14 protein-coding genes are annotated in these 14219 nt (G+C 39.4%); 1 reads left to right on the top strand and 13 read right to left on the bottom strand.

All coding sequences use genetic code 11. The features are described 5' to 3' along the window. Nucleotides 1-26: 26 nt before the first annotated feature. The 13 genes from BM000_RS07865 to BM000_RS07800 all read right to left on the bottom strand — a co-directional run bounded on the left by BM000_RS07865 (nucleotide 27) and on the right by BM000_RS07800 (nucleotide 13662). Nucleotides 27-1172, bottom strand: coding sequence for a family 43 glycosylhydrolase (locus BM000_RS07865; protein WP_091496603.1), 1146 nt, complete (start codon nucleotides 1170-1172; stop codon nucleotides 27-29). 229 nt (nucleotides 1173-1401) lie between these two features. After that, nucleotides 1402-3966: a LamG-like jellyroll fold domain-containing protein gene (locus BM000_RS07860; protein WP_091496600.1), complete on the bottom strand. Its 2565-nt coding sequence runs from the start codon at nucleotides 3964-3966 to the stop codon at nucleotides 1402-1404. 274 nt (nucleotides 3967-4240) lie between these two features. Next, on the bottom strand, nucleotides 4241-5374 hold the full coding sequence (locus tag BM000_RS07855; protein WP_091496597.1) for a bifunctional cystathionine gamma-lyase/homocysteine desulfhydrase: 1134 nt from the start codon (nucleotides 5372-5374) through the stop codon (nucleotides 4241-4243). 1 nt (nucleotide 5375) lies between these two features. Continuing rightward, nucleotides 5376-6299: a PLP-dependent cysteine synthase family protein gene (locus BM000_RS07850; protein ID WP_091496594.1), complete on the bottom strand. Its 924-nt coding sequence runs from the start codon at nucleotides 6297-6299 to the stop codon at nucleotides 5376-5378. Nucleotides 6300-6309: 10 nt separating this feature from the next. Further along, entirely contained in the window at nucleotides 6310-6780 is a 471-nt protein-coding gene (locus tag BM000_RS07845) for an S-ribosylhomocysteine lyase (protein WP_091496591.1), read from the bottom strand. 3 nt (nucleotides 6781-6783) lie between these two features. Then, nucleotides 6784-7431 carry a class I SAM-dependent methyltransferase gene (locus BM000_RS07840; RefSeq protein WP_091496587.1) on the bottom strand — a complete coding sequence of 216 codons (648 nt, stop codon included), beginning with the start codon at nucleotides 7429-7431 and terminating at the stop codon, nucleotides 6784-6786. Between the two features lie 172 nt (nucleotides 7432-7603). Beyond that, nucleotides 7604-8521 (bottom strand): fumarylacetoacetate hydrolase family protein, encoded by a 918-nt coding sequence (locus tag BM000_RS07835; protein ID WP_091496583.1) that lies wholly within the window; start codon nucleotides 8519-8521, stop codon nucleotides 7604-7606. Between the two features lie 30 nt (nucleotides 8522-8551). After that, nucleotides 8552-8935, bottom strand: a complete 384-nt coding sequence (locus BM000_RS07830; RefSeq protein WP_091496581.1) for an OsmC family protein — start codon at nucleotides 8933-8935, stop codon at nucleotides 8552-8554. Nucleotides 8936-8967: 32 nt separating this feature from the next. Beyond that, nucleotides 8968-9441: a threonine/serine exporter family protein gene (locus tag BM000_RS07825; RefSeq protein ID WP_091496579.1), complete on the bottom strand. Its 474-nt coding sequence runs from the start codon at nucleotides 9439-9441 to the stop codon at nucleotides 8968-8970. A gap of 31 nt (nucleotides 9442-9472) precedes the next feature. Then, nucleotides 9473-10213, bottom strand: a complete 741-nt coding sequence (locus BM000_RS07820; RefSeq protein ID WP_091496577.1) for a threonine/serine exporter family protein — start codon at nucleotides 10211-10213, stop codon at nucleotides 9473-9475. Nucleotides 10214-10244: 31 nt separating this feature from the next. After that, nucleotides 10245-11393: an MFS transporter gene (locus BM000_RS07815; RefSeq protein ID WP_091496575.1), complete on the bottom strand. Its 1149-nt coding sequence runs from the start codon at nucleotides 11391-11393 to the stop codon at nucleotides 10245-10247. A 768-nt stretch (nucleotides 11394-12161) separates the two neighbouring features. After that, nucleotides 12162-12794, bottom strand: a complete 633-nt coding sequence (locus tag BM000_RS07810; protein ID WP_091496728.1) for a response regulator transcription factor — start codon at nucleotides 12792-12794, stop codon at nucleotides 12162-12164. Between the two features lie 541 nt (nucleotides 12795-13335). Beyond that, nucleotides 13336-13662: a MerR family transcriptional regulator gene (locus BM000_RS07800; RefSeq protein WP_091496571.1), complete on the bottom strand. Its 327-nt coding sequence runs from the start codon at nucleotides 13660-13662 to the stop codon at nucleotides 13336-13338. A 210-nt stretch (nucleotides 13663-13872) separates the two neighbouring features. On the opposite strand from BM000_RS07800, the gene BM000_RS07795 reads away from it, so the two are divergent. Continuing rightward, a complete protein-coding gene (locus BM000_RS07795; protein ID WP_091496569.1) occupies nucleotides 13873-14163 on the top strand; it encodes a HesB/YadR/YfhF family protein in 291 nt (96 codons plus the stop codon). Nucleotides 14164-14219 lie beyond the last annotated feature (56 nt).

Here is a 14219-nt window from a genome sequence, read left to right as displayed (position 1 = left end):
AAGTTATGAGGAACTCATTTCTTTGTCTATTTTCTAATAACTCTTGCCTTAACACGTTGCTTAGTCGATTCAACTTGGTCACCCGGTTGACCAAAATATGGGCTGCCATCATAATTCCAGAATAAGCGCTGAATGCAAGCATGTCGATTATGATCGTACAACGAATTTCCTTGAATCTCTTTGTATGGTCGCGCGTGATAGATTATAATAGTTTCACCATGTTCATCTACTGAAAAACTGTTATGTCCTGGTCCGTATAATGATGTTTGTTCTGATGTAATAAAGATCGGTTCCGTTGTCTTCGTCCAAGCGCTTGGGTCAAGTAGATCGGCATCTTCATCCGCTTCCAGATAACCCATGGCATAGTTATGATCTGTCGCATTACCAGAAAAGACAATAAACACCTTACCATTCCCTTTCAAAAAGGAAGCTCCCTCGTTTACAGCGAGGACACTATTTTCCCAAGCATATTCAGGTGTTGACAATAACACTTGATTTTTTATGGTCCAAGGATTCTCCATTTCACCAATATACAGATTTGAAATGGTATCATTTTCAACCTTTTGTGCCCAAACAAGGTAACGTTTCTGCTGATGCTCAAAAGTTGTTGCATCAAGTGAAAAACTTTGAAAATTGGTATTTATCTGCCCTTTCTCTCTCCATTCACCCGTTAAAGGATTTGCTGAGTCACATTCCAACACATACGGACGAATAGCCCATACATCATCATGCTCTCCCGCCGCAAAATGAATGTACCATTTGCCGTTAATATAATGAATTTCTGGTGCCCAAATATGCGCTGACATCACGCCAGCTTCATGTTTTTCCCATATCACAATTTCTTCAGCATTTGGTAAGTCTTTAATTTCACGCGCTCGCCTTAGGACAATCCTGTCATACAATGGATATGAACCCGTAAAGTAGTAAAAACCATCCTCATGTTTAAGTAAGTATGGATCTGCACGCTGCTCAATAAACGGTGTAGGATAAGCGTCAACAATTAATTCACCTGATACAATATCAGGATTACTAGCACTTACTTGATTATCCCAAGCAACCGGAAAAGAAGCGACTAAATCATTTTCTAAATTTACTTTTACTGATGTAGGCAAGGCCGGCTGCTGATCCCCTATTACCTCAATCTCTACTATTGGTACGTCTTTAATCTTCATTGGTCATTCCCTCTCTTTTCCAACTTAATGACTAGCTGTTATTAGACTATATTTGTTATTTAATGGTTAAGCATGTATGTTTATTCAGTTTATTTTTCATATTCTAAACTCACAAAATGAGCAGGCCTTTTTCACTCTGGGAAAAGACGACAAAATTCCTTTGTCAACTCCTGTCCGTAAGATTAATGAAGTAGCGGTTATCTGCTGAAGTGAATGTCCTTTATTGTGTCTAGTGTAGATCCACCTCTTGATAGAGCGTATCAATTGCTCGCTCAGATAAAGCACCCTCAAAAATAACTAATTCATCAATTAAACCTTGATATGGCGGGTCCCAATAGTTGACACCCAAGGCAAAGTAACCGGTATTAGCTGTCAAATAATTTGTTAAACCCTTACTGGTAAATCGTTGTTCACCATCAACGTATACTGCTACAGTATCCCCTTCCACAGTAAATGCTAAGTGAGACCACTGATTTTCCCTAATATGAAGTCCTGTTGGCGCATCATACCAATCATCACTTCCTGACCAGAGCATGGTCTCACCTATGTGGCCATACGGCACCATACTAAGCCAGTTCTGCTCGCTTGTAGAAGCAAAAAAAGCTGGTGTATGAGTCGTTAACGTTGTCGGGTTAACCCAAAAGGCAACAGTGTATGCGGACGAATTAATGAGTTGATCTGGTAATGCAATACCCGATTCCCCATTAAATGAGGCTGCTTGGCCACTAACACCTGCTTCAAAGCTTAAGTTACCACCCTCCAAACCAATTCTTTCACCTATTACCTCGCCATCTGCCCATACCCCCGTCTCATCTCCTAAATCACCCTCAAAAGAATAGTGAGCAGTGAGCGCGACCTCATGTTCAGCAAGAACAGTTAATGTAAATGACTTGCTTTTTGACACCTCATCATTTGTAATTGTCGCTGTCAACGTGACGCTTACATCCTGATCTACCGGCCGATTAACAATACCCTCTGTAGAGATAACGGCTTCATTTGACGATGCCCACACAATTGTCGTCTGGCCAAACCCGGTAGTGGCTAGGGTTAAGTCTGAAACAATTTGATCTTGATTAGCAATAGTTAGTGCCTTGTCAACACGGTCTACAATATCCTCTGGTGTAGCATTTGCGCTCGGCGATTGCATTCCCCAAATCGACACCCCATTATCAGACAGAGCAGTAAAGGACATGACCATTTGCTTAGCCGCCTCATCCCAAGTCTCAACAAACACACCTTCATACGTCAAATTATTAATGGTTATGGCAGTATAATAACCGTCACGCGCCCATGTCCCATCAATTGCCCCAGATATGGTGCCATCCTCATGAAGATTAATTATTTGCGAGACTTTCACATTTGCATCATTATCCTTTTGATGATTAATGAACTTATAAGCACCGAGCACATCCACTGTTTTAAAGGAATCACTGAGAACCTCACCAGAGAAACGTTTTGGCGCGACAACTGGCCATCCATTTCGATTCATAAACAGTTGATGAATCCGTAACTCATGCGCTTCACCACGATTAGGAAATCTGGTATGAAAAACCAAATAAGATGTTTCCGTTTCAGCATTATAGTAAACAGAATTATGTCCCGGAGACATGTACCCTTGACCAGGCCCAAAGCCCGGCTCACCTAACTCCCTGGCAAAAGAGAAATTACCCATTATTTTATTTCCAAAAGCCGCATGACTAACATCACCAGGTAGCACAGCAGGCTGACCTGCCGCATCAAGATAAGGCCCATCGGGAGCGTCGGAACGGAATTGCCTCATGTGGTATGCACCGTCTGCTTCTAGCCAACCATAGGTAACGTAAAGATAATAGTAATTATGGTTAGGATCGTAATGAATATAAGGGCCTTCACCCGATTTATAATACCCACCAGAGATCTTGGTGCCAAAATAGCGATCGATTAATCTCCCATCTGCAGTTTCCCCATCTTCCCCTGGATGAACGACTCGCCCCGTTGATTTATCAAGCTCAAGCAAGAAAATACCACCCGACCACGAACCGTAGCTCATCATTAAGCGTTCATTAGCATCAAAAAACAAATTGGCATCGATGGCATTGGGGTAATCTCTGTTATTGTATTCACCATCATTTGTAAACCAGTTCGGGTTTTTTTCATTTATCATATCTTGCTCAATTAGAGCGGCTATATTTGTTTCATCCCAACGCTTATTAACCGTGCTCCGTTCGTCATAGCTCTCATGCTCGGTAAATCCTGAATAAACTAATGTATCAACATACTGATACGGCCCTTCAATGTTCTGAGCAACTGCAAAGCCAATTGCTGAACGGATATAGGTTGATGAAGCACTGTAGACAAGCATAAATGCACCAGTTGTACCATCTTCATTGACATAATAATTATTCCAGAATATTTCTGGCGCCCAGACCGAGTAACCCCCATAACTATCAGCGTCATTCTCTCCCGCCCAAGCAAACGATTCCGCCAAGTTAGCGGAAAGGTCACCATACAGAACGTTATCAGGGGTTGTGTAGCCATTAGTGAAATGTGTCCAATTTAATAAATCAGCTGATTTTGCTGCTGCAATGTGCGTCCCAAATACGTAGAAGGTATCATTAACTTTAATAATTGAAGGATCATGTACGGACACTTCATTAAAATTAATATCCTCAAGTGCGAATTCCGTCACTTTATCTTGCCCCTCTCTCAGTCTAGCCTTTCCTAAAAATCCATCAGATATCTGAATAATAAATATGAAAGCAGTTATGAGACCTAGTAAAGCTATTAAAAGAATAATTATTTTTTTCTTATCCATTTTCCACCTCTTTTGTAAGCGCTTTAAAATTTGTACTTACATTTTAATTCTGTTTTTGCAACTTGTCAATAAGTTATGGTTAAACATCCACCTGTTATTTTTGACTTAATAACTGTAAAACGTTATCTCACCTTAAGTTAAAACCAAGGGCTATTAATTATAATTATTGTTACAATCAACAACAAATACAACTCTATGTACACTATATATTTCTAGCCAATAAAAAAACGCTTGGCTAATTACTAACCAAGCGTTAAAAAGCTCTGTTCATCACTTATGCTAATGCCCCTGTAAGATCTTCAATTAAATCATCAATATCCTCGATGCCAACAGAAATTCTAATCAGTCCATCTACAATACCCAACGCTAGTCTTCTTTCTCTTGGAATTGAGGCGTGAGTCATTTTAGCAGGAATAGAAATTAAGCTTTCTACCGCACCCAAGCTTTCCGCTAAAGTAAAATACTTTACTTGTGATAAGACTCGGTCAGCAGCTTCTTCACTTCCTACATCGAATGAAATCATCCCGCCATAGCCACGGGCTTGCTTACTTGCCAACTCATAGCCACTGTGCGATACATCCCCAGGATAATACACTTGCTTTACCGACTGATGCTCAGCCAAGAAAGCGGCAATCTTTCTTGCATTATGGTCTATCGCCTCCATTCTAAGCCCAAGTGTTTTAATCCCTCTCATCAGTAACCAAGCATCTTGCGGTCCCAGAACAGCCCCAACCGAGTTTTGAATAAAGTGAACGGAATCTGCCAATTCTGCTGAATTAACAACAACGAGTCCTGCAACAACATCACTGTGACCACCTATATATTTAGTTGCACTATGAACAACGATATCCGCACCTAAATCAATTGGGTTTTGAAAATAAGGTGTTGCAAAGGTATTATCCACGATTACTGTTAATCCCTGCCGATCTGCAAGCTCAGAAACAGCTTGAATATCGGTAATTTTAAGTAATGGGTTTGTTGGTGTTTCTACAAAAATAGCCTTTGTTTCAGGTTTTAGTGCTGTTTCAATCTCTTTCAAATTCGCTGTATTAACAAATGTATAGCTTAATTGAAAGTTCATCAAAACCTTTGTGATCAGGCGGTACGAACCACCGTAAACATCATCAGTAATAATAATATGGTCACCAGGCTTAAATAACATCATCACACTAGTAATGGCTGCCATTCCTGAAGCAAAGGCAAATCCGGCATAACCATTTTCTAAGTCTGCTATTACCGTTTCAAGTGCATGGCGAGTCGGATTCCCAGTTCTTGAATATTCATAACCAGTATGTTTGCCTGCTTCAGGCTGCTTATAAGTGCTTACTTGGTAAATGGGTACGGAAACAGCGCCAGTTTGTTCATCTCCCGTAATACCACCATGCACCATCTTCGTTTTTTGACGCATGTTAAATACCTCCTTCATAGATCTGTTTACTTAAATATCGTTCACTACTATCAGGAAAAACCGTAACAATATTGCTATGCGCCGGGGCAGTCTTCGCCTCTTCAAGCGCAGCATGCATGGCCGCCCCAGAAGAACTGCCAACTAGTAAGCCTTCCTTTCGTGCCAGCTTAGCAACGAGTTCAAATGCTTGCGCATCTGGAACTGTATGAATGGCATCGAAATGATCAAGATTCATATAGGGCGGGATGACTTCCATACCAATCCCCTCGGTTTTATGTGGGCCTGAATGACCACCAGCAATAATAGAGCCCTCTGGTTCGACAATGACCGTTTTAATAAACGAATTTTTTTCTTTCAAATAACGCGCCGTCCCTGCAAATGTACCCCCGGTGCCCGCTCCTGCCACAAAGACATTAATTTTACCAGCTAATTCTTTCCAAATTTCTGGTGCCAGTGACTGATAATAGGCCTCAGGATTAGCAGGGTTCTCAAATTGTTGCGGCAAGTAACTATTAGGGTACTGTTTCTTCAAATGCTTTGCCTGCATAACTGCCCCCTGCATGCCGAGGCTGGAATCTGTCTGGACAATTTCAGCACCTAAAGCTCTCATCACCGTTTGCTTTTCAATACTAAACTTCTCAGGCACACAAAAAATAACCTTAAGATCGTACTTTAAAGCGGCTAAGGCTAAACCAATGCCGGTATTGCCAGCAGTCGGTTCAATTATGGTCCCACCTCGTTTAAGCTGGCCTGTTGCTAATGCCTGCTCAACAATTGCTTTTCCTAATCTATCCTTTACACTTCCACCCGGGTTAAAATATTCAAGCTTCGCAAATAGTCTTACGTCATTCTCTCGTCGAAAGCTTTTAAGCTCAATTAATGGTGTATTACCAATCGTCTCATGTACATCCTCAAATCGCGCCATTTCTTACGCCTCACTCTTCTTTAAATACAATCGACCATTGAGACCGTTCGTTTAACATTTCTTGCGCAATTGCTTGCGCATCAATTAAGCTATGACTGGCTGCCCAGCCGCATTGGACTTCATTGCACGCAGGAACTTCAGTCGCAATCATAACATCTTCTAGCGTTACCGCTAATGCTTTAATAATGTCATCATAGCTATCATTGTTTAATACTGCTAGGTAAAAGCCAGTTTGACAACCCATTGGCCCAACATCTAACACATTGTCCAAATGATCTCTAATCTTCTCTGCTAATAAATGCTCGAGTGAATGCAACCCGGGCATTTCCATGTGTGCTTCATTAGGCTGTTTAAAGCGAAGATCATATTTATAAACTTTATCCCCATTTACCCCTGTTGTAACCCCAACTAAGCGGACATAGGGTGCTTTAACTTTGGTATGATCAAGATTAAAACTTTCTACATTCATTTTTTTAACCATATTTTAAACCTCCTTTTTCTTCTCAGCAAAGATAATCCAAGCAAAGTCATTCATCTGTTGGAAGGAAACACTAAATCCAGCTTCTATAAAGATTTTTCTTAACGTTTCCAGCAATGGATAATATTCTGTTCTTAAATCTTGTGCTAAATTATAAGCTAAATTTGACTCCGCCTTTTCAATAGCAGCTTGCTTTTTAGTCTCATCTTGAAAAAGCGTATCAGCAAACACCACTCGACCATTAACTGGAAGTAGTTGATTGTACTTTACGATCGCCTCCTGCTTTTCTGCATCAGTCAAATGGTGAAAAGCATAGGAGCTCACGATAGTATCAATCTCTTTATCAAACGCAGGAAAGTTCAAAAAATCTCCATCATAGATATTGATAGTCGGTATTTTTTCTGATGCCTTGGCTCGCATTGCCGGAGAAGGCTCAATTGCAATAACTTGCATGTTAGCATCATGTAGTTTTTTCGTCAGATTGCCTGTTCCACTACCGAATTCTACAACAACACCTGTAGCTTGCTTGACAATTTGATCGAGAATTTGATCATAATGCAAGAATACGTCGTGATATTCATTATCCAACCCAGAAACCGTATTGTCATAGTCATCTGCCCATTTATCAAATAAACCTAAAAACTCTCTCCCCATCTTGTTTACCTCTCTCCTTAAATTCTTACTATATAACTATGAATTATAGGATTAATAGGTTTATAATTTATCATATTATTTTAAATAAAGCAATAACCCCCTTGTCTAACAAGAGTCTTCCTGAACTTACTTAACAAAAAAAGCGGATGATTTGATATCACCCACTCAACGTTCATTCAATAATTTTATTTTTCAACAGACCAATTCCTTCAATTTCAAGCTCAACTTCATCACCAACTTGTAAAAAAGTTGGTGGATTTTGCGCAAAGCCAACTCCATCAGGCGTACCTGTTAAAATAATATCACCTGGCTCCAACGTCATTAACGAGGAGATAAAAGAGATAAGATATGGAATATTAAAGATTAATTGATTGGTATTACCCGATTGTCGCTCATACCCATTTACCTTTGAGGTCAGCTTTAGATGACCTGGATCTACTAGTTCATCTGCTGTTACCAGCCAAGGTCCTATTGGCGTCGAGCGATCAAGTGATTTTCCTTGGAGCCATTGTGGCGTCCGTTTTTGCAAATCCCGTGCAGAAATATCATTACCTATCGTATAGCCTGCGATGTAGTTAAGCGCATCAGTTTCTGCAACATCCGTTGCTTGTGCACCCATAACAATGACAAGTTCAACCTCATAATCAAGCTTAGTTGTTTTTTTACTTTTGACAATCTCATCATCCGGGCCAATCAGCGCATTAATAAACTTAGCAAATAGTACAGGATGTTGCGGCACCTCACTTTTCATTTCCTTAACATGGTCACGATAATTGGTGCCAATACAAATGATTTTCTCTGGGCGTGTTACAGGTGGACCCAGCTTAACATCATGCCTCGAAAACGAATATTCATTTAAATGCTTAGCTTGATAAAATTGTTCTACTTTCTTTGCTAGTTCGAAGTTTAACAATCCGCCTTGATAAAATGAAACAGGGTCTGCTGGGCAAATAAAAGTACGCTCAGGCTGTTTTAACTGTGCCTGCATATATTCAGTCGCTTTACCCAAATCAACGACCTTATCGCCGCGCATAAAGCCCATCCGATAATCTGCCGCACTGTTATTTAACTTATAGGTTACGATTCTCATTCTTTAATCCCCTCCTAAGCCTTACGATCGTTAGACTAAATTGATTGGAACACCATGCTCTAGTGTATTGCCAATTGTACAACCTCGCTTTGCTGATTTAATAACTTTACTCCTTGTTTTATCATCGATATTCCCAATAAGTTCTACTTTAACGTCAAGCTTCTCCATTCGTGATGGACGCGCATCAACTGCTTTTGTCGCAGAAACCTCAATGGTATAGCTAGATATATCAAGATTGTCTCGCTCAGTAATTGAATCAATATTAAGCCCCATACATAGCGCAACAGAGCTACACAAATAATCAACTGGCGAAAACCCATCTTGATTACTTTGACTCGATCTCCCAATACTAACAGTGCCATTGTCATTAATTGCTTGATAATCTGAATGTTTATCTTTTTTTAACACAATCATGTTACATACTCCTCGCTATTGATTTATTATTCTTAAGACCGCGTAATTCCCTTGCGATCGAATTTACTTTGGTATCTCTTCCACTTGGCATTGCGAATCATTTGATTGATAATTTCTGAAAAAATTAGCCCAAGCGCAATCGCTCCAGACAACATGACTACTCTAGCTGCTAACGGAATAGCTAAATCATAATTATTCTGTACAAATTGACGCATAGTATTATATGCTACCCCGCCAGGAACCAATGGCATAATACCGGATACAATAAAGATGATAATTGGTCTTCTAAACCACTTGGCAAAAACTTGGCTTATGACAGCAACTACAACTGAAGCGGCTAGAGTAGCTAAAATCGCATCAAGCCGATACATGGTCATTACTGTATAGACCGACCAGCCTATCGCTCCAGAAAACCCACATTGTAGCAGCACCTGCCGTGGGACATTAAATATTATTGAAAAACAGGCGGTAGCGATAAAACTAACGATTAGCTGTTCAATTAGCATTCCATCCACTCCCATCTTATCGTTCCCATACTTAGACGATAAAGAAAATAACTGCAATACCTGCTCCAATTGCAAGTGCAGTTAAGCATGCATCTGCACCCTTGGTTATTCCTGACACGAGATGACCAGCCATTAGATCACGTACCGCATTTGTAATCAGTAAACCCGGCACGAGAGGCATAACAGCACCTATTATGATACGATCAATATCCCCCCCTATACCAGCATTCACTAATAAAAATGATGAAAAACCCATGACCATTGCAGCAAGAAATTCAGCAAAAAACCGTACTTTTATTAATTGATGAAAATAGGTAACCATACCATAACCAATTCCACCAACAAGCATTGCCGAGATAAAGTCATACCATTGACCACCAAACATAATCATGAAACAACCGCTTGACAAGGCAGCAGCTAGTAGCTTAATCAAGGTAGGATAAGTGTCCTTTTGCTGTGCAACGACCGTTAACTGTTCATAAGCATCCTCAATGATAAGCTTTTCCGCTGAAATGAGTCTTGAGATGCTGTTCACTTGTGAAACCTTATGTAAGTCCGTCTCACGCTCAACAATACGCACAAAATTTGTCGGCTCCGTTATATCTGATGCGAACATAATTGCTGTTGGTGTAGCGTGGCTTTGAGCTCCCTCAAAACCATAGGCCTGAGCAATACGCACCATGGTATCTTCGACTCGATATGTTTCAGCACCATTTTGAAGCATAATCTTCCCCGCTAATAAACAAACCTTTACGACATACTCTCGCTTCATGCCATCCCCCCTATACTTAGGCATAAATAGATTATCGTCTCTGCATCCAAGTATGATAAACAACGATTAGTAGCGCCCCAACTAATGCCATTACGCCCATTGTTAAATACAGAACACTACCACCAAACTGCTCCAGCAGATAGCCACCACCTAATGCACCAATAATTCCAGAGATACCAAAGAAAAAGGTCATAAACATTAAATGGCCTGTTGCCTGAAGCTGTTTAGGAATCAGTCGGGTAACATACTGGAATGCGGCTAGATAAAAAACGCCAAAGCAGACCCCGTGAAGAACCTGTAACAGCACGATAATTAGCGGGTCTGATACAAAGCCATACGAAAGCCATCTTAACCCATAAAGCATGCCCGCAAAGGCCATAAAAATAAGCGGATGGTATTTTTGATACCACTTACCCGCAAACATAAAAACAGCCGCTTCACTAGCTACACCCATAAACCAGGCCCAACCAACCAAATTATCACGCCCGCCCAGGCTACTAATAAATAATCCAATAAAATTATCATTGGTTCGATGCGTTATGGTAACAAGTAACAAGACAGCTAAATATGCCAATAACCGTTTGTCCTTTAGTAACACCTTTATATCACTAAGCTGCACAGGCTTCGTTTCCACCTTCATATCGGTTAAACGTAAGCTAACTATTAAGACAAGACTTGCCATTATTACATATGGAATAACTAAGTATTGAATACCAAACCACCCCAATAACTCACCTACTAATAATGAGCTTAAGGCAAATCCGATTGAACCCCATGTTCGAATGGCTCCAAACGACACACCTAATGCTGCCGCACGCCGCTGTGATAAACTGTCAGCTAGCGGACCAATGGCGGAGGAGAAAAAATAGAAGGCAACAGCTAACGCAAAAATTAGCGTAAGGGTTCTCATTTGAAAGAAGACAGCACTACTAATGACTAAACCAATTGAAGTAGTAATTAATACTTTCTGAACCGTTTGATACTTATCACTCATAAACCCCCAAAATGGCTGTGAAAAAATAGATACTGCCGGTCCAATAGCTAGCACCCAACCAATTTCTTGTCCAGTTAAGCCTCGATATGTAAGCAATAATGGCAAAAAACTTACCACCATTGTGTTTGCCCCGTGAAAACAAAATAGGAGCATTTTTAGTGGAACTAAGGCGTGTTTTTCAGGCACGACATCCCCTCCTTACACTTATTTCTCTAATAGATTCATTATAAGTGTTTGTATTAGGAAAGAAAAGAGGATGAGCTTCAAACAAAGTAAATCTTTAAATATTTTTGGGGGCTTTATCTCTTACTGACTGATAGCAACTCAACAGGCATGACCAAAGCATCCCCCAAAAATGCCCTCTAAACAAATTAGCTTATACTGACTGTTTAGCTGCAAAAAAAAGTCATTAACAATTCCCTACACCTGACCAAACTATATTTTTCAGAAAATATTTTGCTCTCTACCAGGAATAAAGGGGCGTCTTGTGTCATTATGACCAATAATCGCATATCTATTTGATATAAGAAGAACTCCTACTAATAACCCAATCCATAATGTTTTTATCATTCTTACTTTCAAGCAAAATCATCCTTTCATCACTTCTTTCTATCTCAACTTTAGCACAGTGAAACCAGTTCTTATGCCTCGACCGCGTTTGGGGGCGCCAGTATACAATACCTATATGGAGTTTCTAACATTATTATCTACTTATTTTAAAATCATATGTGAGTTATTTACAAGTTATCATTAAGTAAGAAAAAGGAATTATGCTTATGATTAACGATTGGACAACGCGTTCAGGATATAGGCGTTGAAAAAAAGAAAAGATAGTGTCTATTGCAACAGAATTCATGTAGTGATAAGGCTAGCTGTTTTCAAAAACAGCACCACATTTCTCGGATAATAAAAAAGAGAGGGGTCTCATACTCGGATTGAGAACCCCCTCTTTTCTTATAAGTATATCCATTGTTCTTTTAACGCTTTTAGAACTGCGTTCGTGCGGTCAGGAACCTCCAGCTTGTTTAAAATTGAACTAACATAGTTCTTAACCGTCTTATCGGATAAGAACAACTCATTTGCAATACGAACATTGCTATAGCCCTTAACCAATAACTGTAAAACTTCCCATTCCCGCTTAGACAATACACCTATCGGTGGCTGGAGTTGCTTACTTTGCGACCTTGCATATAGCTCAACGAGACAGGATGCAAGCACCGGCGAAACAAAACGCTTTCCTTCTAAAACAAAATTAATAGCTTTAGTCAATGTCCTTTCATCAATGTCATAATAGAGGTAGCCATTTAAGCCAATGGCAAACAACGACGTGGTACAAGGGGCATTAATATCCTCAACCCAAGCTATAACTTTTTTGTTTAGCGAGCTAAGATGGCGAGCTAGCGGTTCCACTGAAACAGGTGTATGTATATCAATAATAATTAAATCTGATTTCTCACCTAAATGAATCAGCATATGTTCATCCTTCTCATCACAACATGTTATCCGGCTGTCAACAAATTGGCGCTTTAATAATTCAATAATGCCATCACGTAATAGGGAAGATTTTTTAATAAACAATAATTCCATCACCTAATTAATCACTTCTTTTCTCCGAGAATTTACAAAGCTTTAACTGTCTCATTCTTGCATATAAAAAAAGCGCTAATACTCACCAACTTATGACATAATGTTACTTTTTTTAACCATAATCGTCAACTAACTTAAAAGCTATTACTGGAAATATAAATAGCAAAAAGGATTTTTTACACATATATACATTTATTCCGATACTTTTAGCACAATACTTATTTCATTAATATCTAATTAGTAATAGCTAAAACTTACTATTTACCTAATAGGTATCCAGATATTCTTACACTTATTATAGCAGGACATTTTGACTAAGAATAGATAAACCGCGAAATTTGTAGGTGTTTAGACTTATTTTTCGACATTTTTTCTTGTCTTCATTAATTAAGAACCAAATTGCGCTTTTAAAACGAATAAATACTCTGACTTGTGCATAATAATAAGCCACAGCTTCGCTTCCCACTTTCACAGGAATGCATTTACCCAAACAAAAAACGTTAGGTTCCCCTAACGCCATTACAACCATTATTTAATATCTCTACTCACTCTGCTGAATTCCAAAGCGCGCGTTAATTTCGCCACGAAGCAATTCTTTTCGCCCGTTCCTTTCTTGCTTACGTTTCCTGCGTAACATTTCTTGGCGTATCTCAAATGTTTGCACACCCTCTTCTCGTTTGTTTGCAATATCCATGAGGTGTTCCACATCTAAGAATGAATATTTACGATTGCCTTTAGGCGATCTTTCTGGAAAAATTAATTTTCGCTCTTCATAGTAACGTATTTGACGTTCAGATAAACCGGTTAATTCGCTAACTACGCCGATCGTAATTACTTTTCGTTCTTTGTACGATGTCTCATGATGCATTCCAATCACCACCATTTTTTCACATTTGTGATATCTTTTCTATCATTATAACGTTAACTGTTAATTAAATCGAACTTTTTGTAAGAAAATCTAACAAAAGCTATTAACATACCCTTTTGGCTTTAAATCTAACAAACGGTCATGTATAATTTGTCATGACAGATAGCAAAAGAGACTTTTCGTTATCATGATGATAAAGGAGGTAATTGTGTGGAGATAAATATTTCTCAACCAGCTTATAAGTGGTTAGTCGATGAGTTGGAGTTAACTGACGGTGATGCTATTCGTTTCTTTGTGCGGTACGGTGGTCACAGTGGAGCACAAGCAGGTTTCTCTCTCGGAATAAGTAAGAATGATACACCATTTGAACCAGCTGTAGAAGTTGAAGTAGCTGGCGTTAATTTTTTTATAGAAGCTAAGGATGAATGGTATTTTGACGGTAAGGATTTAAAAGTTAAATACTCGCGGAATAGAAGTGAAATTGAATTTGCTCTTGAATAATTGGCATCGTATAGCTGCCCATATGCATAATCATTGATCAGTTGAACCGGACAAGT

This window comes from Amphibacillus marinus (genome assembly GCF_900110345.1).
Classification (GTDB): domain Bacteria; phylum Bacillota; class Bacilli; order Bacillales; family Amphibacillaceae; genus Amphibacillus_D; species Amphibacillus_D marinus.
This window is presented reverse-complemented; position numbering and strand designations above follow the sequence as displayed.